The organism is Pedobacter sp. Leaf132 (genome assembly GCF_920984695.1).
Taxonomy (GTDB): Bacteria; Bacteroidota; Bacteroidia; order Sphingobacteriales; family Sphingobacteriaceae; genus Pedobacter.
In genome coordinates, this window is record NZ_CAKLBO010000002.1 from 624,686 (window position 1) to 650,132 (window position 25,447).

The 25,447-nt window shown below is 35.3% G+C and carries 21 protein-coding genes; 10 read left to right on the forward strand and 11 right to left on the reverse strand.

The features are described from left to right. Positions 1-203 precede the first annotated feature (203 nt). From LUA86_RS06485 to LUA86_RS06500, 4 genes are all read right to left on the reverse strand, one after another. The gene (locus LUA86_RS06485) at positions 204-767 is read right to left on the reverse strand and encodes a hypothetical protein (RefSeq protein WP_231459800.1); all 564 of its coding nucleotides are present in this window, start codon (positions 765-767) and stop codon (positions 204-206) included. A gap of 161 nt (positions 768-928) precedes the next feature. Beyond that, positions 929-1,150: a hypothetical protein gene (locus LUA86_RS06490; RefSeq protein WP_231459801.1), complete on the reverse strand. Its 222-nt coding sequence runs from the start codon at positions 1,148-1,150 to the stop codon at positions 929-931. Positions 1,151-1,221: 71 nt separating this feature from the next. Next, positions 1,222-2,766, reverse strand: coding sequence for a DEAD/DEAH box helicase (locus LUA86_RS06495; protein ID WP_231459802.1), 1,545 nt, complete (start codon positions 2,764-2,766; stop codon positions 1,222-1,224). Between the two features lie 135 nt (positions 2,767-2,901). Next, positions 2,902-3,531, reverse strand: a complete 630-nt coding sequence (locus tag LUA86_RS06500) for a PAS domain-containing protein (RefSeq protein ID WP_231459803.1) — start codon at positions 3,529-3,531, stop codon at positions 2,902-2,904. 398 nt (positions 3,532-3,929) lie between these two features. On the opposite strand from LUA86_RS06500, the gene LUA86_RS06505 reads away from it, so the two are divergent. The 6 genes from LUA86_RS06505 to LUA86_RS06530 all read left to right on the forward strand — a co-directional run bounded on the left by LUA86_RS06505 (position 3,930) and on the right by LUA86_RS06530 (position 12,609). Continuing rightward, positions 3,930-4,307 carry a two-component system response regulator gene (locus LUA86_RS06505; protein ID WP_231459804.1) on the forward strand — a complete coding sequence of 126 codons (378 nt, stop codon included), beginning with the start codon at positions 3,930-3,932 and terminating at the stop codon, positions 4,305-4,307. Positions 4,308-4,891: 584 nt separating this feature from the next. Next, positions 4,892-5,773, forward strand: coding sequence for a helix-turn-helix domain-containing protein (locus tag LUA86_RS06510; protein ID WP_231459805.1), 882 nt, complete (start codon positions 4,892-4,894; stop codon positions 5,771-5,773). Positions 5,774-6,098: 325 nt separating this feature from the next. Then, a complete protein-coding gene (locus LUA86_RS06515; protein ID WP_231459806.1) occupies positions 6,099-9,215 on the forward strand; it encodes a SusC/RagA family TonB-linked outer membrane protein in 3,117 nt (1,038 codons plus the stop codon). A gap of 13 nt (positions 9,216-9,228) precedes the next feature. Then, positions 9,229-10,821: a SusD/RagB family nutrient-binding outer membrane lipoprotein gene (locus LUA86_RS06520; RefSeq protein WP_231459807.1), complete on the forward strand. Its 1,593-nt coding sequence runs from the start codon at positions 9,229-9,231 to the stop codon at positions 10,819-10,821. A gap of 7 nt (positions 10,822-10,828) precedes the next feature. Then, entirely contained in the window at positions 10,829-11,761 is a 933-nt protein-coding gene (locus tag LUA86_RS06525) for a DUF1735 domain-containing protein (protein ID WP_231459808.1), read from the forward strand. Positions 11,762-11,922: 161 nt separating this feature from the next. Next, entirely contained in the window at positions 11,923-12,609 is a 687-nt protein-coding gene (locus tag LUA86_RS06530) for a hypothetical protein (protein ID WP_231459809.1), read from the forward strand. Between the two features lie 519 nt (positions 12,610-13,128). Here LUA86_RS06530 and LUA86_RS06535 read toward each other — a convergent pair. From LUA86_RS06535 to mnmE, 4 genes are all read right to left on the reverse strand, one after another. Further along, the gene (locus tag LUA86_RS06535; RefSeq protein ID WP_231459810.1) at positions 13,129-14,085 is read right to left on the reverse strand and encodes a HipA domain-containing protein; all 957 of its coding nucleotides are present in this window, start codon (positions 14,083-14,085) and stop codon (positions 13,129-13,131) included. Beyond that, positions 14,078-14,410: a HipA N-terminal domain-containing protein gene (locus tag LUA86_RS06540; protein ID WP_231459811.1), complete on the reverse strand. Its 333-nt coding sequence runs from the start codon at positions 14,408-14,410 to the stop codon at positions 14,078-14,080. Before LUA86_RS06540 ends, LUA86_RS06535 begins: the two co-directional genes overlap by 8 nt. Beyond that, positions 14,407-14,628 carry a helix-turn-helix domain-containing protein gene (locus tag LUA86_RS06545; RefSeq protein WP_231459812.1) on the reverse strand — a complete coding sequence of 74 codons (222 nt, stop codon included), beginning with the start codon at positions 14,626-14,628 and terminating at the stop codon, positions 14,407-14,409. Before LUA86_RS06545 ends, LUA86_RS06540 begins: the two co-directional genes overlap by 4 nt. A 679-nt stretch (positions 14,629-15,307) precedes the next feature. Next, positions 15,308-16,666: a tRNA uridine-5-carboxymethylaminomethyl(34) synthesis GTPase MnmE gene (gene mnmE, locus LUA86_RS06550; RefSeq protein ID WP_231459813.1), complete on the reverse strand. Its 1,359-nt coding sequence runs from the start codon at positions 16,664-16,666 to the stop codon at positions 15,308-15,310. A gap of 344 nt (positions 16,667-17,010) precedes the next feature. On the opposite strand from mnmE, the gene LUA86_RS06555 reads away from it, so the two are divergent. After that, complete coding sequence (locus LUA86_RS06555; protein WP_231459814.1) at positions 17,011-18,123, forward strand: AI-2E family transporter; 1,113 nt, start codon at positions 17,011-17,013, stop codon at positions 18,121-18,123. Positions 18,124-18,368: 245 nt separating this feature from the next. Here LUA86_RS06555 and LUA86_RS06560 read toward each other — a convergent pair whose 3' ends face one another. Next, positions 18,369-19,130 carry a TSUP family transporter gene (locus LUA86_RS06560; protein ID WP_231459815.1) on the reverse strand — a complete coding sequence of 254 codons (762 nt, stop codon included), beginning with the start codon at positions 19,128-19,130 and terminating at the stop codon, positions 18,369-18,371. A 147-nt stretch (positions 19,131-19,277) separates the two neighbouring features. Continuing rightward, positions 19,278-21,050, reverse strand: a complete 1,773-nt coding sequence (argS, locus tag LUA86_RS06565; protein ID WP_231459816.1) for an arginine--tRNA ligase — start codon at positions 21,048-21,050, stop codon at positions 19,278-19,280. 462 nt (positions 21,051-21,512) lie between these two features. Here argS and LUA86_RS06570 point away from each other — a divergent pair, with 462 nt between their 5' ends. The 3 genes from LUA86_RS06570 (at position 21,513) to LUA86_RS06580 (ending at position 24,771) form a co-directional block, all read left to right on the forward strand. Then, positions 21,513-22,970, forward strand: a complete 1,458-nt coding sequence (locus LUA86_RS06570) for an arginine deiminase family protein (protein ID WP_231459817.1) — start codon at positions 21,513-21,515, stop codon at positions 22,968-22,970. A gap of 85 nt (positions 22,971-23,055) precedes the next feature. Continuing rightward, positions 23,056-23,973, forward strand: coding sequence for a citrulline utilization hydrolase CtlX (gene ctlX / locus LUA86_RS06575; protein WP_231459818.1), 918 nt, complete (start codon positions 23,056-23,058; stop codon positions 23,971-23,973). 219 nt (positions 23,974-24,192) lie between these two features. Beyond that, positions 24,193-24,771: an alkylphosphonate utilization protein gene (locus LUA86_RS06580; RefSeq protein ID WP_231459819.1), complete on the forward strand. Its 579-nt coding sequence runs from the start codon at positions 24,193-24,195 to the stop codon at positions 24,769-24,771. Between the two features lie 113 nt (positions 24,772-24,884). Here the strand turns inward: LUA86_RS06580 and LUA86_RS06585 are convergent, their stop codons facing one another. After that, the gene (locus tag LUA86_RS06585) at positions 24,885-25,118 is read right to left on the reverse strand and encodes a hypothetical protein (protein ID WP_231459820.1); all 234 of its coding nucleotides are present in this window, start codon (positions 25,116-25,118) and stop codon (positions 24,885-24,887) included. Between the last annotated feature and the right edge of the window lie 329 nt (positions 25,119-25,447).

The following is a 25,447-nucleotide window of genomic DNA, read 5'->3' on the forward strand; positions in this document are numbered from 1 at the left end:
ATTTTAGTATAAAAGATGGACTTGATTATTGTGCCCTATCAACTTGATTATCGCTGATTAATTTACGAATACCAAAAAATGATACAAACCCAATGGTTACGCCTACGAAGATTAATGCTTTAAATGTCATACCTGTTTTAACAGATAGCTTAACAAATTTGTTTGAAAATTGGAGAAAATTTAATCTGGGAAGAATACTATAATCAATCTTTTTTTGGCATGATATAATTGATAGACAAAGTGCCTATGCGGCTGGTTAATCCGTAAATTGGACTTGTAATAATTACATTTTGCCCTCTCTGTGCATTTAGGCTTGCCGTATCTACATCTAAAAAATACTTATTGTAAAATGTTGAGTAAGGAAGTCCAAGTTCGGATTTATCGCTTGAAGCAATAATTAACCCTTTTGGATTTACGATGGAAACTTCCTTAAAATTTTCTTCAGTTACCAGTTGATGAATGTATTGGTTTACCGCCTGCATATCGCCTTCCAGCATTTTCTGGCGAATGGCCCAAACCATTGGTTTACTAAAAAGCACCAGTTGTTTCTTCAGCGTAGAATCTAACTGACCTGTTATGCGGTTTCTAAAATGTTCGTTTTCAACTTTCTGCTCCCTGATAATACTTCTGGTTTCCAAAGATTTATAAGCAAGAATAAAAAATACCAGGATAATTCCTGTAAAAACCGTAATCAAAAATGTACGTAAAGAAACGGTAGAATGTGGAATATCGTAATTTTTGTTGTGCGTTTGGGAAGGATGAGCCATAGTTTTATCGTGATGTCACTAAAATAAAAAAAGAGCCTTTTTTGTTTTACGATGATACACTAATTTTTAAAAAATTATAACTAGATGAAAAACCCTCGATATGATAATAAAGCTAAAGCCATCCTTAAATTACAAATAAACAGCTTTAGCATTTATTAAACCTAAACTTCTTGATTATCATTGTGTTTTGTTATGGCCTCACCAAGATGTAAAACCAAAGCATCATCAAATTCATCCATTGTGCGCCATTGCATGTGCTCATCAACAGCTTCTGCATAGATTACGCCAAGTTTATGATCGTCCTGCATAATTCGATATGTTCCATTTTCTTGCGGCTCAACTGTATAATCACCTTCTTCTACACTAATTTTAAAGTTATCCATTGTATGTTATTTAAATTATTTTTAAGTATTTATCTAATCGCAAATTTTTAGTAATTCTAACGATGCATATATTAACTCGCTACAGGCAAGGCCATGCTTTTCGCCATAAGTTTTTGAATCATTTTTTTTAATCTCAAACGATAATCATCGCCGAGCCAAGCGATGTAATCTCTGGTTACTTTTGACAGGCATTTTCCATAAAGTTTAATGCGGTAATCAATTTCCTTATCCAAAACATGGCAAAGCTCTAATGCTTTCGCTAAATCGCCTTCAGCATTATCTAAACACATTAAAGCATGTTGACGAATAGAATCCCTTATTACAATTTTTGCTTTCTGACCATCTTCCAAAGCTTTATGATAGGCTGCTACAACATCAAAAGACACCTCTAAACTATTGGGGAAGGCGTTTCTCATCTCAATAGGAATAACATGAGTTTGTTGTGTACTACGGCTAAGGTTTTCATGGTAAATTTCTGGATGATTAAATACATGGTTCCAATCAATTTCGCTATTCCATTCGCCAAACCTTTCGCAATTATTACCGAGATCTATAATCGAAAATTTCTTTTTACCCGAACAACAACGGGCACCCCGCCCTATCATTTGATGGTATAAAGTTAATGATGTGGTGGCCCAGTAAAGTATAACCGATTGAATGCTTGGCTCATCAAAACCTGTTGTTAAAATAGAAACAGAACTAAGAATTGCACCTTTTGTTCTTTTAAACCATTTTAGTATTTCTTTCCGCTCTGCGGATGATGTTTTATTATCTAAATGGCGAATAGCATACCCTGCCTTTCTAAAAACCTCCTCAACACGTTTTGAAGTGAATATCCCGTTATTGAATATCAAGGTCTTCTTTCTCATGGAATGAGATTCATAAGCATGCAAAAGCAAATCCAGCATAACTTCCGAGCCATATAAGGCATCGGATGTACTCACGGTAAAATCGCCGGTTAAACCGGTTTTAAGCGTATTGAGCTCAACATCATAGCTGTGCACTTTTGGTTTGGCTAAAAAGCCTTGCTTAATTAAGTTTGAAATAGATTCGCCAACCAACAATTCATCATAAAAGCCTTTCATAGGCAAATTAACATCAGATGAGAAAGGTGTTGCCGTTACCCCAATTACAGCAGCATTTGGAAACTTAGAAAGTAATTTATGGAAAGAATTGTGATGTGCTTCATCAACGATAACCAATCCAACAGAAGATGTATTTATCAGTCCTTCATCAATGCGGCGCTTTAGCGTTTCAACCATCGCAACATAACATTCAAAATGGTCTTTAATGGATATCTTTTTTACCTTGCTATCTATTACCCGGTTCACCACTCCCATATCTTTAAGTGCTTTGGTAGTTTGTTGGCAAAGTTCAATACGGTGGCTCAAAACAATTACCTTTTTACCGTAATTAAGAATGAATCGCTTTGCTATCTCTGAAAAAATAATTGTTTTACCTCCACCGGTTGGTAATTGATATAGCAGTTTCGCCTTATGATTGGCATGAGCAGAAAGCTTTTCGAACAATAAATTTAGATCGTGATGCTGGTAATCGTAAAGTTGTTTATTTGCTGCAGAATTTTTTTCTACCAGGGTATCCAAATGTGTTTCCATATAAAAATGAAACCTAAGGAATCGGAAAAAGTTTCGAGATTATATCAACAGGATATATTTTTTTAAGATGCTTTATTGTATGAAACCAAATGCACCAAAGATAACTTGCGAGTGGTTGTATGCTCATTTGAATGACTAGCGGGAGTCGGTATGTTTCCTAACGCTAAAAACTATATCAGTAATAATTTCATCTAATTTTTTAGCCGAATCGAGAACCATATCGCAAACCTGTCCTATGTATTTTTCATTGTGTAGATTTTTCTTCATAATCCGAGTTAATGCTAAAAGGTTTGCCAGAGGCGCTCGAACTGTGTGACTTTGCGTAAATACAATTTCTTCGAGCAAGCTTGATTGTGCGTTAATTTCTTCTGATACCTTTTTAGATTGTTGCCTTTCCAACATCAGTTCAGAAATATCATAACCCAGGCAAAACATACCCGATGGCTGGTTATTTTCATCAAACATAGCCCGAAATTCCCATTGGGTAAATATATAGCCGCCTTGACCATCATGTTTACGGATGGTTGGAGGAAATAACTTATCTGGCTGCTTGAAACATTCCTGAGAAACCATTTCGCAGGTAGCAACATCATCCGGATGCATGGTAATGTGAAACGGCTGACCTATTAAACCACTTGATACATGAGAAAATCTTTGCGAATAATTATCATTTGTAAAAGTGTATTTGCCTTCCATGTTTACAATAATAATGTAGTAGAAACTAGATTCTTTTAGTAAATTACATGTTTGGTCAAAATTTATCATAGGGTTGCATTTATCGTAAATAACACGCCGATTTTAAATAGTCAGAGCAGACCAAAAAAATTTCAAGACGATTAATTCAGAGCCTCTAAGTTATTAAATAAACAACAATTCAATAACTTAAATTTTAGTATTTTGTAATTGTTTAATTACAAAGCGAAGTTGAGCGACTACTCAGGTTTTAAGTGCCAAATTGTTTGTTCCAATGGTTAAAATGCTCATAAATACGATTTTCTGTAAATAATACGTATGCCGGTTATTTATACTTAATTTATCTGGATAACGTGGAATGGTAAAGTTTTTACTTAGTTTGCTGATATTATTAGTTTTAGAACTATTAACCGGTTTTTTGAATTTAAAAATCGAATTAATACTACAATCTATTTCTATTGATACACCCTATGATAGAAAATGAAATCCTGCTTATTGATGATGACGAGTATAGTTTATTCATCAATAAGGAAATAATTAGTGCACATACAGAATTACCCATACATGCTTTTAATAGCGGCGAACTTGGCTTGAATTATTTGAAGCGTATCGCCCAGGATAAGCAGGTTTTTATGTTTCTGGATTTAAATATGCCCGTTATGAATGGCTGGGCCGTTTTAGAAAACTTAGAACAAATGGTATTAAAAAATGCTGTTCGCGTATTTATTCTAACATCTTCTGTAGATGATTTAGACAAAGCAAAAGCGAAAACATACTCAATGGTTAAAGCATTTTTTGTTAAGCCGCTTGAAAGTGAAGTTGTTGAACACGCGCTTCAGAATATCTAAAATAGATTTTGCAAAAATAACATCCAAAAAAAATGCTTTGTGAAGCCCCTTCTTTGCGAAAATTTATCGTGGTAAAAATTTCCTTTTTTTACCAATTAATTTCTAATATTTCAGAATTTTTGTATCGCGATAATTCTAATCGATAAATTAAAAATAGCGTAATAACAGTCTTCAAACCAATTACAGCTCTCTTTTCTATGCCATTGAAATGTTGGTGCACGATATTCTAATCTGACAGCTTTATAAACTATTGATTAATAGAATCTTTAAATACAAACTAATTAATTTATAGCGAAATCTGAGAAACCTAATTATCCGTATTTATTTACACAGAATAATATAAAAAAACTGAGCATCTGTACCTGATGATAAATGATTTAATGCTAAACAATAATTAAATAATTTTAAAAATGGAGGATACTATAGCAACAATTAATAAGCCAAACGATAGTTAAGTATCTAATTCGTTACTATTTTAACATTATGTAATTGGATTTTAACATATCATTATATTTTTTTGCATTTAATGTGCTAAAATAACTAATTTAACACTTGCGCTCCCTTCCTATAATTATCTCTAAATAATGAAAGTATTCCCATTCACCTTTCTCGTCTCTGAAGACAAGAGCGTAGTGTCTGAGCGATTTGAATCGCCCAATTTTTATCCGTATCTGCATAGGCATGAGGAGTGGCAAATCACTTATATTGAGCACGGCACTGGTACGCTTATTGCAGGCAATGATATGCAACACTTTAAAAGCGGCGATTTATTTGTAATCGGGTCAGGGCTACCCCATCTTTTTAAAAACGCTATAGATGAAGCTCAAAATCAAGTAAACTTAGTTTCCTCACATTCTATCTATTTTGATGTTGATGCGAAACTAGGTCCGCTATTTTCATTACCCGAGATGAAAACAGTTAAAAAGTTTTTAGCGAGGAATAAAAATGGTTTTAAAATATCTGAAAAGCATGCAGAGATGATTTATTCATTGATGAAAGCTATTGACAAATCAATCGGCGTTAAATTGCTTTCTAACTTTGTTGATTTAATGCTTGCCTTACAAACAATAGAAGAACAATTTACGCCAATATGTTCTGATATGTTTAAATTGGGTAAAATTGACAGTGATGGCGACAGACTGGTTCGGATTGTTAATTACATATCCGATAATTACCATAAAGCCATTACACTCGAAGATGTTTCAGACATTGCTTTTATGACTCCACAAGCATTTTGCAGATACTTTAAAAAACACACCGGGCACACATTTGTCTCTTATTTAAATGAAGTTAGAATTAATTATGCCCGCAAAAGCTTAATTCTTGATGGAAAACTAGATCATATATCCAGCATAGCATATAAGGTAGGTTTTAGCAGCATACCAAACTTCAATAGAGTTTTCAAATCTATTGTAGGCAAATCTCCAAAGGCATACATTCATGATTTTGAAATGCTCACTGGATAATTTTAAGTTTTTATAACATTTTTAAGGTCTTTTTTGCCCACTTTATCTAAAAATAGAGTGGGCTTTTGTATTTATATAAAGCAAAAGAAGAAAAATCTACAAATTATAGTATTTCAACTAATGTTTTAGGGCAAAATCAGCTCCAAAATAAATCTTCATAGCAAAAATGTGCTAATATTTTCACCTTGACTTATTGCATTTTTGCAGGTTTGCCAAATACTCCAAAATTTGCTATGATTTAGCATGTAATAATTTTGTTTCATGCAGTTTTCGACATAGTTTTAGCTAATTAACTTAACATTAACTAAACTAAATTCGATTATTCATGAAAAAACTTTTACAGAGTTTGTTCATACTTGTATTCGTTGCGGGCACTGCAATGGCACAAGAGAGAACAGTAACCGGTACAGTAACTTCACAAGATGACGGAGTTCCCATCCCTGGTGCAACAGTGAGAGTAAAGAACATCACAGGCGTGGGTTCACAAACAGGAGCTGATGGAAAATTCAGCCTTAGGGTTCCTGCAAATGCAAAAACAATTGTAGTATCTTTCTTAGGTTACAAAACTACAGAAACAAGCATCCCTGCAGGTAATGTAATTAACATTTCTTTAAGTTCTGATGCGCAGGCATTAAATGAAGTTGTGGTAACAGCCGGTGGTGTTAGCATCCAGCGTAGACAACAAGGTAACCAGGCTACAACCATTAAGGCAGGCGAGCTTACTCAAGGTAAGGCATTTAACGTTGCCAGTGCATTGAGTGGTAAAGTTGCGGGTTTACAAGTAAATGCGGTAAGTTCTGGTGTTAACCCGAACGTTCGTATTGTTCTACGTGGTAACCGCTCTTTAACTGGTAACAACCAGGCATTAGTAGTTGTAGATAACGTTATCGTACCAAGTAACATCTTAGGTAATTTAAATCCTGAGGATATTGAAGATATCCAGGTTTTAAACGGTGCTGGTGCTGCTGCCTTGTACGGTTCGGATGCATCAAATGGTGCCTTGATTATCACAACTAAAAAAGGTAAAGCAGGTGTTGCTCAAATTAAAGCATCACATACAAGCACTTTTGAATCAACTGCATTCTTACCTCAAATTCAAGAACGTTTTGGTTCTGGTACCGGTCCGGATGATATTAAAACCTACACACCGTATGAAAACCAGCAGTATGGTCCGGCATTTGATGGCTCTTTACGTCCGATTGGTAAGCCATTAGTTGATGGTTCAATTCAAACTGTACCTTACTCATTTAATTCTAGTCAAAACAAAAACAGCTTTTGGGAAACTGGTATTGGTAACCAGGAAGATTTAAGTATTTCTTCTGGTGATGAAAAAGGCAGTTATTATATCTCAGGTCAGTATTTCGACCAAACGGCAACAATGCCAGGCGATAAATACAACCGTTTTAGCATCAGAGTTAATGGCGACCGTAAAATAAGCGATAAGTTTGATTTCTCATTTAATGCAAACTATGTTCAAAACCGTTACAATTTAACTACTGCAACTTCTTCAGTATTTGATAACGTTTTACAAACTCCCGGACAAATTCCGCTTACTATTTACAAAAACTGGAAAGAAGATCCATTCTCAAATCCTAACGGATACTACAATGAGTATTATCAAAATCCATATTTCGCAATTGATAATAACCGTCAGTTAGTAAGAAATGATTATTTGACTGGTAATGCTCAATTACGCTATAAACCAATTACAGAATTATCTATCTTATTCCGTGTAAGTTTATCAACTCAAAATTCATCTAATAAAGCTTGGACAGATAAATTTACATATTCTGATTACAGACTTGGAATTACTTCAAATTTCCAGAATATAGTTGGTGGTGTTAGTGATGGTGCAAATTATTCAACACAGTTAAACCCTGAGTTTCAGGCACAATATCAAAAAAGACTGAACAAAGATTTCTCTTTAAATGCTATTTTAGGTGCAAGTTCACGTAACAACATAGCTAAGGGTATTGGCGTTTCTTCATCAGCAATGGTTATTGGTGGTTTATATAACATTAGTAATACAACGCAAAATCCTGGTGCATCAGAATCAAACTCTTTAGTTAGACAGTTTGGTGCTTATGTAGATGCCCGTTTAGGTTTTAGAGATTATTTATACTTACACGTTACCGGTAGAAATGACTGGAGATCACTTTTGAATCCTGAAAACAGATCTTTATTTTACCCGGCGGCAGATTTAGCTTTCATTGCTTCTGATGCTATTCCATTCTTAAAAACTTCAAACACCATTCAAAGTTTAAAATTACGTGGTGGTTGGTCTAAAGTAGGTTTGGTAAACCTTAACCCTTACGCATTAAACACAACCTTCGGGCAAGCATACGGATATCCGTATAACAACGTTCCAGGTTTTACAATTGGTAACCAGGTAGTATCTCCAAATATTAAACCAGAGGTAACTACACAGGTTGAAGCTGGTTTTGATTTAGAGATGTTAAAATCCAGATTAACAGCAAGCTTAACCGTTTATCAATCAAACACGGTTGACCAAACTATCGGTACTCAGATTCCTTCATCAACAGGTTATACAAATTACCTGACTAATACTGGTGAGGTGCAAAATAAAGGTATTGAAACTGCTGTTCGCGTTACCCCTATCAGAACTGCCGGTGGCCTTGAAGTAAGCATTGGTGCAAACTATACTTACAATGCAAACAAAGTGCTTTCAATCAGTACAGATCAATCGTTCATCTCATTAGGTAGTTTTGGAACTTCACAAATCGTTGCAGAAGTTGGCCAGCCTTTCCCACTGTTAAAAGGAACAACATACCAAAAAGATAATCAAGGCAGAGTAATTGTTGATAGACTTACAGGTATGCCATCTGTAACTACTGCAGTTTCTACTTTAGGCATAACTGAACCAAAAACACGTTTAGGTTTAGATGCTAGTGTATCTTATAAAGGTTTACGTTTTGCAACCGTTTGGGAATACCGTACTGGTAATGTTATGTATTTTGGTGCTGGTAGTTATGATTTCTCTGGTGCTGGTATCAGAACAACTTTCTTTAACAGAGAACGTTTTGTTGTACCAAACTCATCATACCTTGATCCTGCAACCAACACTTATGTTGAAAACACAAACATTACAACATACACAGGTGGTGTAGATTTTTGGACAAACGGACCAACAAATACAGGCGTAAATAGCAACTATACATTCTCTGCTGCATTCTGGAAATTACGTGAGGCATCATTAAGCTACGATTTACCTGCATCAGTATTAAAAAATGTTGGTTTTGTTAAGAGAGCTACAATTAGCCTACAAGGACGTAACTTATTGTTATTCACGCCTAAAACAAACCTTTACACAGACCCAGAGTATAGTGCTTTAGGAGCATCAAGTAATGCCATTGGTTTCTCTTCATTAGGTCAAACGCCTCCAGGAAGATACTACGGCTTTAGTTTATCTGTAACGTTATAAGCAAAAGAAGAATATGAAAAAGATTTTTAAATATATATTACTTAGTGGGATGGTGATTTTTTCAAGTGCTTGTAAGAAGTATCTTGATGTAAATACCAATCCGAACAGTTTAACATCTGCTACTCCAAACTTAATATTGCCTCAGGCTATTGTAGGTGCTGCCTCTATTAGCAATTCATTTAGCTTAAGCTTAGCAGATTTTTCTGGGGCCAGAGCTAATGCTGGTGGTTTTGGTGGCTTTGGCTCGGTAGTAACTTACGATTTTGGTACTGGAGATTACCAGGGATTATGGACTTCAACTTACGATAATGCACAGGATTTTCAATATGTGTTAGAAAACACAGTTGCAGATCCAACTTTGATTTATTCGACTTCTATTGCAAGAATTATGAAATCCTTTGCTTTTGAGCGTTTGGTGAATCAATTTAATGATGTACCCTACTCTCAGGCCCTAAAAGGAACAGCAGTTCTATCGCCTAAATATGACGCTGCAAGCGATGTGTATAAAGGTTGTATTGCCGATTTAGATAAAGCAATTGTTGACATTACAGCCGGACAGGCAAATGCTGCAACAGCAAAAGTTGCTGCCAGTGCCGACCCACTTTTTGCAGGCGACATGAATAACTGGAAAAGATTGGCCAATACGATAAAATTAAGAATGCTGATTAAAATGGCTGGTGTACCAAGTTTACAAACTTACACAACTCCAGCATTTAGCAGCTTTAATACAACTATTGGTGTGCTTACAGCAGATGCGATTGTTCAACCTGGTTATGTTAAAACAGATAGACCAAATCCAGTTTACAATTCAATAGGATTTACGACAACAGGTACCAACACAACAACAAGCAGAATTCCTACAAAATGGATATACAGCTTTTACGACGGTAACAAACTTTCTGATGCTTTCAGAGGAAAAGTTATCTACAGAGGTTTCCCATCTAACATTATCAACCAGTTAGGTGATGAATCATCTTCAGTTCCTGCTGCTGCTGCTGCTGGTTCTGCATGGATTACCGGAGGTGCTTCTGATGGCGTATCTGGAACACCTCTGTTTGGTGTTGTTAAAGGCCCAACAATGGGAACACCAATAATTTTAGCAACTGAGGCAAATTTCTTATTAGCAGAAGCTTACACCAGAAATTATCTTGCCGGCAACGCGGAAACTGCTTTCTACAATGGTATTACCCAATCGTTTAATTATTTGTACAAAGATTTTTCAAATACTGTTCCTGGCACAAAAGATGTTGCTACTGATGTAGCCTCATACAGAACGCTGAATGCAACAAGTCCTTTGGTAAATTTCTCGTTGGCTGCAACTACAGACCAAAAAATTGAAGCAATCATCACTCAAAAATATATTGCTTTAAATATGATTTCAAATGATGAAGCATTCAATGAATTTAGAAGAACAACGTATCCTAGAATTGTAAATACTTCAACTAATCCGATTGCAACATTTGCATCATTAAAATCTATTTCAACCCACGTTGATAAATTGCCTACCAGAGTTTTATATCCTCAACAAGAGTATAATTTAAACCCAGCTAATGTTCCGGCTAACATCAATAAATTTACATCATTAATTTTTTGGGATCCTAATTAATCGAAAAATGAAAAAAATCATATTTAATACACTATTAGCACTTACAATTGCTACAACACTTTCTTCATGTTTGAAGGATAGTGTAACAGATCTTGACCCTTCTAAAGGTGTAAATGTTATCGAGTTTGCTAATCCGGCTGCTATTGTAAAAACCGGTGCACCATACTCTTTATATACCTTTGCTTATGCAACAACTGAAACACCTAGTTTACCAATTACGGTAAGCTATTCTGGTCCGCAGGAATTTGCGCCGCAAGATATTACAGTTAATATTGGCTTAGCCCCGGCTAGTACAATTGATACTTATAATACAGCGATAGGCACAACTTATTCAATGTTAAACGGCAATGGCTATACCTTTACCGGAACAAGTGTAGTTATTAAACAAGGTACTAACAAGGCTACATTTACAATTCCTTTAAAACCGGGTCAGTTCGATTTTAGTAAACAAGAGGTTTTGCCTATTACCATTTCTTCAGCATCATCAGGAGTAATTAGCGGTAATTTTAGAACCATACTGTTAAACGTAAACGCAAAAAATGCTTACGACGGCATTTATACACCTCAGGAAGGTAGTTTTGTTCAGCGTTATTCAAACCCGACCACACCAACTACCGGTGATGCATTAAACGGCCCGACTGGTACAAACCCTGATGTTACATTAACTACAGTAAGCTTAACGACTGTACAAATTGGTAACTTAAGATGGTCTGGTGGGTCATCAGGTGTAGGTGGTATTGATAACTTACAAGCTACAGTTGACCCGGCTACAAACCTGGTTACAATGAAAGCCCTAGGTAATGCCACATTAGCAAACATACCTGGTTCTGTAAACAGATACGATCCGGCTACAAAAACTTTTACATTAAACTTTGATTGGAATCAAACGTCAACCAAACGCGTTTATTCTTTGAAAATAAAATATAAAGGTTCTAGATAACCGATAAAAAGGATTACCAATATGAAGTTTTTTTAGCTTCAAACATAAGAAAGCGACCAAGTATTTTATTTGGTCGCTTTCTCATTTACTTAGCATATTTTGCGCAACTGTGCACATTGTACACTAAATTTATTCTATCTAAATTATTTAAATTTTAAAATATGAAAAGCTCACTTATTACCACGGTCTCAACACTATTTTTAAGTGTTTTAACATTTAACGTTGACAAAACGGAGAAACTAAAAGATAATTCGGTGGCGAATTATCAGCTCGATGAAAACGGTAAAAAATCCGGACCTTTTAAGATTACAAGCTCCAAAGGAGGAATTTTGCTAAGCGGTAGCTACAAAAATGGCAATCGGGCAAACGATTGGTATTGTTTTGATAGAAACGGAAATGTGACTTTAAGGTATAATTACAACCTAAAAAAACTGATTTTGTTATCAGAAAAGCAAATTGCGGATTACGAATTTAAAGTGGATGACAGCAATGCCGAAGTGCAGGAAAAATTTCAGGCACCCTTTCCTATCTGTTCTGCAGAACAATTTAAAGGCTTATTGATTTCTGAATTCATTCAACAAATTCCTGCAAAGCAGAAAACATCAAAAGCTAATTTAAAGGGTGAAGTTACTGCCCTCATCAGTGAAACAGGTCGTGTAAAATATTTCGTAAAATATGTTTTAGATGGTTACGAATACAAAACAAGTGTAGACCTCGACAATAAAGTTTTTAATGTGGAATGGATTCCGGCTACTTATAAAGATAAAACTTACAAATCAGAAGCTAAGTTTAATATTGACGTGGCAATTGACCCAACAACTGAAAGAAGATTTATTTGGAATTATTGAGAAATTAAGCCAGATTTTTACACTAATAATCAAATTAAGTTATTAAGGCGAAACCATCCGGTTTCGCCTTAATGTTTTTATCAAACTAACATAATTTCAATAATTATAGCGCATAAATAAATCCAAAAAGCTGATACTACAATCTCAACTCCTGTTATAATTTCTTTAAGCTTCTGCCATAATTACATAACAATAATATAGAGAATTTAAATAATATTACATTTTGATATTGCTCAAAATCTATTGCATTTTAACGTGTATAGTCATAATTTTAAATGCATAGGCATCAAGCATTTAACAATTGTTAAAGTGTATTAAGAGCTTGATAGAATATTTAGATTTAAATCAATGCCTCCAGAACTAAAAATTTCAATTTGGAGGATATTTATCTTCCTTCGATAGTATTACAAAGAATTGAGGATGAGGATAACATCTTCAAACATGGATTTTATTTGCCGATACAGAAAGTAGAGTAACTTTGATTATTAGGTAGTTAACTAAGGTACAAAAGTTAAAAATTTACATATTTTTAAATAAAACGTTATATCGGCTTTCTAATAGAATTTGATACTTTTTTTTGTATTCTTCTGATAAAAAGGAACGCCTAATCCAATCTTCTGCTAAAGGTTTAAATTTAACAAAGCGCTTAAACACGTTGTTGATTTGCTTTTTATTAAGCTCAAGCTTATTTCCCAAATACTGAAAATGCTCCACCCCTAGTTTTTTCTTCTTGCCTTCCAATGTTAAAGCTAGTTCTTCTTTATCTTCAGGGTTCACGATTGCCACATTTAATAAATCGTAAGCCGGAGATAAACTCCACCTATCATTATCTAATAGTAACGAGAAATTTTTAAGGTGCATATCATTATTACCTGTCAAAAAACTAAAAACAGTTAGCTCAAAATAATAAAGTTGGTCAAATGCAGTACGATTGGAATATTGCCCTATTGCTTTACCCACCTTCTCCATGGAACCTTTATATTTATCAAAGGCTTCCAAAATTTGAAACATATCAATCATATGTTTCTTTTCACCCAAATCAGTTCGGTCAAATCTTTTGGTGATGTAAGAGAGTTCCCCAGATTTCAAACGAATTAAACTAGATTTTGCAGTTTTCATTCCAAAAGCTTTAGCCATTCGCATTGTTAAATGTTCATTTTGTGGCATCTCTCGAAATATTGACGAAGGTGGTTTAAATATATAATTACCTCCCAAAGCACCAACTACAGTAAGCCTACCGTTCTTGCCATCATCTAAGGCAGAATTTACCATCGTCAAAGATAACTTTGGCTGTACCCCAGGAACTGCGATACTTCTTTCGATAACATGCTGCGCCAACTCGTCCATTTGCTCTAAAGAATATGAAAAATCCGGCTGTTCTTTTGTACCAAAAAAATCTAAAGTACAATCCTCGTGAAAATCTCCTTTTGTTCCTTCTAGCAGTTGATTATAACAATATAAACAGTTCTTATTCATCGGTTGCATTTACGGGTTTAACACTCACAGCACCTATACAATTTTGGCAACAGGCCAAAAGTAGACCCATTCTATCGTTGGGATTAATTTTCCAGTTTTTTGATGCAATGTCCAAAAGCCATCCCTCTGGAATTAAGCCTTCAAAAAATGGAAACAATCTATTCTCTTTATATTTTCCTATAACTACTGGCATAGAAAAAGTAAGAAATTGATTTGGATAGTTTTCGATATAATCCTTATCGTATTCAAACGTATACTCTCCATCATTTGTCTCAATGAGTAATCCTGCCAATATATCTTGATAAAATATTTCAGCTACTCTCATACTTCATTATTTTGAGAAACACGATTTTCTTCAATTGGAACTAACACGTAGCCAAACATTTTTAGTACTTGATTTACGCTAGATAAATTTAGATTTTGTTTTCCCTGTTCAATCTTACGTATCACTGTAAGGGCAACACCTGCCCTATCTGCAAATTCTTCTTGGGTTAACTTTTCTTCTCTGCGCTTCGCTTTTATAAACTGTGAAAGATTTTCCATTATATGCAATTACTCGTATTTCAATCAAATATAGTTAATTATATTCAAAAAGATATAAAATAAAACATTTCACCCAACTATATGCAAATTCATATAATAATTAAGGATAAAATTATTTTTCGTTCCTTCAGTGAAAATATCTAATTCATATATTTACGCATGTCAAGGTCTAAAAGAAAAAATAAAATCTTTTCTATACTACAGCGGAAACCGAAAAACATGATAAGAGACGCTGGAACAAAACGTTCAGGAAAGTATCCAAAAACTCAATAAACAAAGAAAAAAGGCTCATGCTCACCTAATGGCAGTTCACTTATGCAGATGTAAGCTATTGAACCATTGTTTTTAATATTTAATGTTCCAGACATACTCAGAAATAAGAAATTGTTGTACTAAACTTAACTGATAGGGAATGGTTTATTGGTAATTATTTTCCACAGAAAACCTGTTAACAGGTTCTAAAAACCCATCCTTTCAAACATATCACGTTACAGTAATTATCGTATAAACCTTATAACCCTCACCCCCACGCAAGTTTACAGATAAAGCGTAGATAAAGTAGGGATAAAGCATAGATAGAGTACTGTAATAGTACTAAATTGATTTTTCAGCTTTTTAAATCCAATATTTATGGAGATGTGTTCCGCAAAATCGAAGATGATGTTTAATTAATTGGATGCTATTTCCCGATACAAAACTTGGTGAAAATATTTTCCAATAAATCATCCGTAGTTACCGTTCCCGTAATTTCGCCCAGATAGTGAAGTGCCTGTTTAATATCCATTGCTAAAAAGTCAGAAGTAACCGGATTATCTACATTATTCAATACCCTTTGCAAAGCATTTTCCGTTTGTTTTAATGCTTCAACATGGCGGATGTTAGTTACTAATGTTTCGCTGGTATTAATGTGGTGTAAATTCACTTGTTCTAACAAAGTTGCCTTAAGCTCTTCAATACCATGATTTTCCCTTGCAGAAATAAAGACAACACTTAAATCCTTGTAAGCTTTTTGCTGCTCTTCACTGATTAAGTCGGCTTTGTTCAATAAAATCAAATAAGGAATATCAAGCTGAACCAAACCATGGATTTGTTCTTCAAGCTCTGCAATACTTTGGCTGGCATCTGCCATATAAATAATCAGCTTGGCCTGCTTCATTTTTTCGAGCGTACGCTCCACGCCTAACGCCTCAATAATATCAGCAGTATCGCGAATCCCAGCCGTATCTATAAATCTGAACACCACGCCGCCAATCGTCAATTCATCCTCAATTGTATCACGGGTAGTACCGGCAATATCCGAAACAATGGCTCGTTCTTCATTTAAAAGTGCATTCAAAAGGGTCGATTTACCAACATTAGGCTTACCGGCAATAACCACAGGCACACCGTTTTTAATTACATTACCCATTTCAAAAGAAGAAATCAATCTACCTAAAACCTGATTGATTTTAGTAACTAAGGCACGTAATTGTTCGCGATTAGCAAATTCTACATCCTCTTCCGCAAAATCGAGTTCAAGCTCAATCATCGATGCAAAATGAATTAACTGCGCTCGTAAAGCTTTTAGTTCGGTAGCAAAGCCGCCACGCATTTGTTGCATGGCTACATCGTGAGAAGCTTTAGAATTTGAAGCAATTAAATCGGCAACTGCCTCTGCCTGACTTAAATCAAAAGCGCCATTCAAGAATGCCCTGAGCGTAAACTCACCGGGTTTAGCAGCCCTCGCACCTTTACTAATCAGCAGGTTAATAATTTGTTGAATAATGTAGTTAGAGCCATGACAGGAAATCTCCACAACATGCTCTTTAGTATAAGATTTTGGCGCCACATACAATCCCGCAACAACCTCATCAACAATGCTTTCGCCATCTTTAATTAAACCAAAATGTAAAGTATGACTGGCCTGCTCCTCAAGGTTTTTACCATAGAAAACAGCATTACTCAAGCGTATGGCATCAGGGCCTGATAAACGTATAACGCCAATAGCGCCCGAACCTGGTGGCGTTGATAATGCAATGATAGTATCCTGATTGTCCATGTCTTATTTTAATGCAAGCGCAAAAATAATTTAATAAATGATGAATAGTATGAGGATAAAGTAATAATTTAAGGAAAATAAATCGCACTGGGTTTAACTTGCTAATACATCAATTAGGTAAAAGCCAATTATTAATAACCAATTAAACAAATTTTCAATGTACAAAGGAGCAAGTGAACAATAACTAGTTAGACAAATTTTCAATATCTAAAGGATTAAATAAAAACAATATCCTATTAAAAAAAAATTTCAATGTTGAAAGGAATTAAACATTAACAAACTCAATTATCATTATTCTTAAAACATTTAGATGCAATGGATGTTTATCTGAAAACCTCAAAACTATGACTAATAATTTACCTTTAACCGTTAAACGTTCGATTGAATTACTAGGCCTAATCGCTTTGGTAGCGGTAATGGTGGTCGGTCGCGACATTATAATGCCGATTTTAATGGCATTTTTCATAAGCATTATGCTACTTCCGGTTTATCGCTTTTTAAAAAGTAAAAAGTTCCCGGAAACCTTATCTATCATTTTGCCAATTTTATTGATGGTATTCTTTGTCGGATTAATCATCTGGTTCTTTTCCAATCAGATTGGCATCCTGGCAGAGGATTTCCCGCAAATAAAGCAAAACGTTAATCAACATATTTCATCATTGAGCGAATGGATAAGCAGGGTTTCTAAATACGATACCAACCAACAAAAAGCCTTTATCCAGGACAAAAGTGATGATTTGATGAATATGGGCACATCAATGGCTGGTGGTGCGGCAGTAACCTTAAGTGGTGTATTTGTATTTATTGGTTTACTGCCAATTTATATCTACTTAATGCTTTTTTATAAAGATATTTTACTAAGATTTATCTTTATGTGGTTCAACACAGAACACCATCCAAAGGTTAAAGATGCTATTTACGAAACAGAATCTATCATCAAAAGCTACCTGATAGGATTATTGATTCAGATTACTTATATGACTATTTTACTGGGTGGAATTTTGATGTTAATCGGCATAAAACACGCCTTGCTAATTGGTGTAATCTTCGCCATATTAAATTTAATACCTTATGTAGGCGCATTAATCGGAAACCTGATTGGCGTACTGCTAACACTTACCTCATCGCAAGAATTATGGCCGGTATTAACGGTTTTAGGAGTTATCGCATTCGTTCAATTCTTAGATAACAATATTCTGATGCCACGCATTGTTGGTTCTAAAGTAAAAATTAATGCATTGTTTGCTATTTTAGGGGTATTTATTGGGGGAAGTATAGCCGGCGTCTCCGGTATGTTCCTAGCCTTGCCGATAGTAGCGGTGTTAAAAATTATTTTCGACCGCACCGATATATTCAAACAATGGGGTGCCCTATTGGGTGATGAAAGACCTGCAAAAAGCCCGATGAGTTTCCCAACATTCAGAAAAAAGAAGGCTGTAGCTGTAAAACAAGATTAAAGAAGGTTAGCAAAGGTTAACAAATTTAAACTGTTGTGCTCCTAAAATACTTGCCGACAATTAATTGAATGTTGCGCAAATACGCTATCTATTAAAGATTGGAAATTGTTTGCCGCCTTGCGGGCATTGGGTAAGGAGCAACGTGTATTGAATCAATAATAAGTAAAACCTTTGATGTTATATATTAAATATTGATTATTAGATATTGAAAATTGGTTATTAATTATTTGATAATTGATTACAGATCATTTTAATAAAACATCATAAGCAAACCTTAATATTGTACCAAAAACAACGATTAAGAAAAAGATTCGTATAAATTTATTTCCTTTTAGCAAAGCTAATTTAGTACCAAAATATGCTCCACTAATATTAAATAAAGCCATTGGAATGGCATATTGAAATAAAATATGTCCGGTTGAACTAAAGTATAATATTGCAGCTAAATTGGTTGCAATATTTACAACTTTAGCATGTGCACTTGCCGCTACAAAATCAAAACCAAGCACGGCTATAAAAACTACTATCAAAAAAGAACCTGTGCCCGGGCCAATTAATCCATCATAAAAACCAATAACTAGTCCAAAAAGTATAGCCATTAAAACCTGCTGTTTTATAGAATGAGCTTTAGCTTGATGAATACCAAACTGCTTGTTGAAATAGGTATATAACGCAACCAAAATTAAAACAATCAGAATAACAGGCATTATAACCGAATTATCAATCCTGCTCACCAAAAATGCACCAACTAAAGCAGAAAAAAATGCTGTAATTGCACAAGCCACCAAAACCTGGTAATTAAATTTTACAGGTTTAGAATATTTAATGGCAGCTAGAGTGGTTCCGGCAATCGATGGAATTTTAGTTGTGCCCAACAAGGTTGCTACCGGATAATTTGGTAGAATAAGCAAGGTAGCGGGCGTCTGTAATAAACCGCCACCACCTACAATTGCATCTATAAATCCTGCAGCAAAGGCTGCAATGCAAAGCAAAATTAATTCATACATACAAGTTGATTAAAGATTTCAGGAAAAAACTCCCTAAAATACATCTCCTATCAAACATCTTCCATTTTACATCTTCCATCAAACATCATCCATCTTCCATCTTCCATTTTACATCTTCCATTGCACATAAAACAACATGCATACCTCTTACATCCTTTCTGGCGAAGTAATTCCCAGAATCAACATACCTTTATAGATAATATTTGCTGTTTTCTTGCTCAGGTTAAGCCTGAATTGTTTGCTTGCGCCAGCTTCCGTTTTTACAATCGGCGGAATCTCATGGTAAAATTTATTGAATAACTTAGCTAGTTCATATAAATAGTTTGCTAAACTCGCGGGACTATGCGCTTTGGCCGCTATCTCTATCTCTGAGGGATATTTTGCCAGCAACATCATCATTTCCAATTCTACAGGTAACAACGCACCAGCATCCGGACTAACCACTTCAGGTTTGTATGCAGCTTTACTTAACAATGATTTTATTCTGGCATGCGTATACTGGATAAATGGTCCGGTGTTACCCTGAAAGTCAATACTCTCATTTGGGTCGAAAAGCAAACGCTTTTTCGGCTCTACTTTAAGTAAAAAGTATTTTAAAGCACCTAAACCAATATTTTTGTAAAGCTCTGTTTTGTATTCATCCGAAAAATCATTGATTTTACCCAATTCTTCCGTTTTTTCCTGAGCAGTTGCAATCATATCCGCAATCAGTTCATCCGCATCAACTACGGTTCCCTCACGGCTTTTCATCTTACCGTTTGGTAAATCAACCATACCATAAGATAAATGATATAATCCTTTTGCCCAGCTTTTACCCAGTTTATCTAAAATTAAGAACAACACCTTAAAATGATAATCCTGTTCATTTCCAACAACATAAATAGATTCATGCATTTGGTAATCATCATATTTCATTGCAGCAGTTCCTAAATCCTGAGTAATGTAAACCGATGTTCCATCGGCACGTAAAACCAGTTTTTGGTCCAGGCCATCGGCAGTTAAATCAATCCAAACAGATCCATCTTCCTTTTTAAAGAAAACACCTTTCGCTAAACCTTCATCAACCGTATCTTTCCCTAATAAATAGGTATTACTTTCATAATAAAATTTATCAAAATCAACACCCAGATTTTTATAAGTAACGTTAAAACCCGCATAAACCCACTCGTTCATGGTTTTCCAAAGCGAAACTACTGCTTCATCGCCTTGCTCCCATGCCAGCAACATTTGCTGTGCTTCTTTAATTAACGGTGCATTTTTCTTTGCTTCTTCCTCAGTTTTTCCTTCAGCTTTTAGCGCATCAATCTCTTTTTTATATTCCTTATCAAAAATCACATAGTATTTACCAACTAAATGGTCGCCTTTTAAACCCGAGCTTTCCGGCGTTTCTCCATTACCCCATTTTTGCCAGGCCAGCATCGATTTACAAATATGGATTCCTCTATCGTTAACCAGGTTAACCTTTACAACATCATACCCGTATGCTCTTAGCAATTCAGAAACCGAATAGCCTAGTAAATTATTCCGAACATGACCAAGATGCAGCGGTTTATTGGTATTTGGAGATGAGTATTCTACCATTACCTTTTTTCCGTTTGCTTTAAAAACCCCGAAATCATCAGCAAGGGTTTCTTCATTAAACTGTTTTAAAAAATAACTTTCTGAAATGCTCAGGTTCAAAAATCCCTTTACAACATTAAAAGCAGTAACGTCTTCAACATTTGCAACTAAATATTCGCCTATTTCGTTGGCAGTTTGTTCTGGAGATTTCTTAGAAATTTTAGTAATCGGAAAAACAACAATAGTAACCTGTCCCTCAAATTCTTTGCGGGTTTCTTGTATATTGATAACACTTTCAGCTATTTCTTCGTTATAAAGCGCTTTAACAGCATCAAGCGTAGCGGTAATAATAAAATTCATGACGCAAAAATAGGTATTATAGCGGAAAGCTGAAAGACCAAAGCTTGAGCTATAATATTTAAATTTTGGAAAGCAATTTCAGTACGCTTGGCGCACATCAGTCCTCCTATCCGCTTTAGTCCCGATTTATTTCGATGAAAAATCGAAAATCGGGCGCTGCCGTTGCTATGAGGTTTAATTAACCCGGGCTTATGCAATAAACCAAGTACCTTCTTACTGCGTGCATATCCAGCTTTGTGCATCTAAATGCTGAGTTAACGCCTCGGTTTGTGTCTCCACAGACCGAAATACATCTTTTATCAAACTAAATTACATGTAAAGACACAGACCATGGTAATTGAAGGTTTAGTTAATCCGGGCTTGTGCTATAAAGAACCGTTATTGTGCAGCACTATCTCAAATCTATAATCTCAATTCTCATATCTGAATAATTCTAATAAATTTGCAATAACTAACTTATATATGAGCGCAGAAAATCAGAATTTTAAAGTAAACGTAAAAACCGAAATCGGTCGGTTGCGTAAGTTGTTAATTCACAGTCCTGATAGTGGTTTAGGAAAAGTTGTGCCATCAAAAGCACAAGATTGGCTTTTTGAAGACATTGTGCACTTAGATACCATCCGCAAAGGTGAGTACGATTACTACATAAAGTTGCTCATGTATTTCCTCGATCCTGAAAAAATCAGAGGAAAGCTTGCACAAATCGATTCGGAAGAAGGAAACCGAAACTTTTATAAACCAAACCATCCAGATTTTCACAGTTCTAAATCTGTTATCGAGATTCAGAATTTATTAAGCGAAATGTTGGAAAATGAATCAATTAGAAAAAAATTGGTTGCAGCCGTTTGTGCAATAGAAGGTGTTACTTACAAAGTTCAGTTAGAATTAATTGATACCGACCCTAAACAATTAGCCGAAATCTTTATTTCCGGAACTTTAGGCAACGATACGATGATTTTTGCACCAATCCCTAACTTAATTTTTACCAGGGATGTTGGCACCACGATTAACAATCATATACTTTTAAATAAACCGGCAAAAAAAGCCCGCGTTCGCGAAACGCTTTTAATGCGTTATATATTCTTTAACCATCCGCTATTTGAAGCTTATCGCAAAAATGTACTCGAAATACCTGATGTTACCATGCATTTCCTTCGCCCCGGCGATGAACCTGCTTTTAGCACTACGCTTGAAGGCGGCGATGTAATGATGGTGAGCGAAAATCATGTACTGATTGGTTGTAGTGAGCGAACATCAGAACATGGTGCAAATGAAGCTATTAAATTGCTGTTCGAGAATAATGTTGTAGAAAAAGTAACGGTGGTTAAAATCCCTAGTAAAAGAGATTATATGCACTTGGATACGGTTTTTACGCAAGTAAACCGAAACACATGGGTAATTTTAAATAGCATCGCACATTCTCCGAAATACAACCCACATGAGCCTATTAACTTCTTGAAAGAGCCTGAGCAACTTGAAGCCACAACAGCAATTCAATTCACGAAATCAAACCCAGGTCAGCCTAAAGTGTTCGAACACGTAGAGGCGCTACTGAACGACATCAGTCAGAACGATTTAAAAAGTGATAAACCAACCAAAATTATCTACAGCGGAAACAATACTTTTCCTTATGATTCTCGGGAACAATGGACAGATTCTTGCAATCTTTTAGCCATTAAAGAAGGCGTTGTTTTGGGTTACGACAGAAACGATAAAACAGTTGAAGCCTTTAAAGCAGCCGGATTTGATGTGGTGGATGTTAAAGATTTGATACAGGATTTAGAAAGTGGGAAAGTAGATACCGAAACCATTACCGATACCTTAATTTTAATGCCTTCGGCAGAATTATCTCGTGCTCGAGGAGGCTTCCACTGTATGAGTTTACCAATTTTAAGAGACGAATTGAGTTATAGGTTTTAAGTTATACGTATTACGCACCGATTAACTTAACAACAACTTACAATATCAAACTTACAACCTATAACGTAAAACTTACAACTTAAAAATGCAAACAACAAACCACATTTTAATGATACGCCCGGTTGATTTTAAATTCAACGAGCAAACGGCAGAAAATAATAAATTTCAGGTTGCCTCAACCGAAAGTGATGTGCAAGTTCAGGCTTTGAAAGAGTTTGATGGTTTTGTAGATTTATTAAGAGCCAAAAATGTTGATGTAACGGTTGTTGATGATACCTTACAACCAGATACGCCGGATTCTATTTTCCCAAACAATTGGGTTTCGTTTCATGAAGATGGAGCTATTTTTCTCTATCCAATGTTTTCTGAAAACCGCAGGTTGGAGCGTAGACAAGAGATATTAGATGGTTTGAAAGATAAATTTGAAGTTAGTTATATTAACGATTTAAGTTTTTACGAAACTGCCAATATTTTCCTTGAAGGTACCGGTAGCATGGTATTAGATAGGATAAACAAAATCGCTTACGCATGTTTAAGCATCCGAACCGAAGTAGAGGCGTTTAATAATTTTTGCCAGTTAGCCGGTTATAAATCGGTTATATTTAATTCAGTTGATGCAAGTGGGTTCCCGATATACCATACCAATGTGATGATGTGCATTGGTGATAGGTTTGCCGTAATCTGTTTAGATTCAATTCCAAATCTTTATGAACGCGATTTTGTTCATAAAGTACTCACATCAACTGGTAAGGAAATTATTACGATTAGCTTTGACCAGATGAACCATTTTGCAGGTAATATGCTGCAAGTTGCTACTGGAGACGGAGAAAGTTTGTTAGTAATGTCTGAGCAAGCTTATCGTTCATTAACAAAAAATCAAATTGATACATTAGAAAAATATTCGCGGATTATTTATGCACCGCTTTACACCATAGAAAAAAATGGTGGCGGTAGCGCAAGGTGTATGTTGGCTGAAATTCATTTACCTGAAATTAAGCATTAGACTATTTGCGTCATTGCGAGGCAAAGCCTGCCCCAACAATTCGGGGAAGCAATCTTTTAGAGAATCTATGGTCCAAAATTGCTTCCTTCCTCGCAATGCTGAATCTAAATTAATTCATCCTCTCTATCAGCTGATGTCTCACTGGCAGGAACAAATGTGATATACCTCACAATCCATTCAAGATAGTTTTATTACTTTCGCCGAAAATCCAATATCAAAATGTCTTTAATACAAGAATTGCAAAAACGTGCTGGCAACCAATGCGAATTATGCACCGCTGAAAATAATTTATCTGCTTACGAAGTTCCTCCAACAAGCAACGCCAATACAGATAACAGCATTTTAGTGTGCAAAACTTGTTTAGATCAAATTGAAAAAACTGAACAACTTGATGCTAATTATTGGAAAATATTAACAGAAACGATGTGGTCTGAGTTTCCGGCGGTACAAGTTGTAGCGTGGAGAATGTTAAGTAGATTGAGAAATGAAGGCTGGGCGGCTGACAGCTTAGACATTTTGTACCTTGAGGATGAAACACTGGACTGGGCAAAGAAAACCGGCGACCATGAATTGGATGGTGCTGTTGAATTTCACCAGGATAGCAATGGCGCCCGTTTATTTGAAGGCGATACGGTAGTGCTGATTAAAACACTGGATGTTAAAGGCTCTACATTAAGTGCAAAATTAGGCACTGTGGTTAAAAATATCCGTTTGGTACATGATAATACCGAACAAATTGAAGGCAAGGTTGAAGGGCAAACCATTGTGATTTTAACAAAATACTTAAGAAAAGGGTAAAAATAAATATTCAGGTCATTGCGGGGCACAGCCTGCCCCGACAATTCGGGGAAGCAATCTTTAGTAAAGTTTATTAATAAATTGCCTCTTACCTGGCATTCACGATCAATTCCCTACCAAACCGGCGGTGCATAAAAGTTCTGCAAATTCTCGCAATTGTAACCGAATTTAGTTAATAGCGAAACCGCATCGCCAATTTTATCTACGCTAGAATCTATTCTGAGTATTTTATCGCAGTCGGCCAAATCTACACTCCAGCTTGCACCAGACAATAAGTTGTTTAAATGCTGTGCAATTTGATTTAATTCAACTCCTGATTGAATATTGGTTTTAAATATCGAAATCATATTAAAGATATTTACAGATGTAATGTTTAAGGTTTTTTAATGAAGACGTTTGATAGAAATAATTACTTTAAAAAAACTAAACTATTATTTAATATACTGATTTAAAGATAATTAAAATTTAAATCAACTACATATCTAAAAATTTTAATTTGCTGCAACATCTATTAAGGACGAAGATTTTGGCATTTAAAAAAAACATAAATAGTAATAACTAACTGCGTAATTTAAACCTGACAGCAGCGACAGCCCCGAGTTTTTTACGAGGGCTACAGCGAATGGCAGGGCTTTCGGGAGCGATGAGCACTGAAGTTGCTTTTCAAAAAAAATCG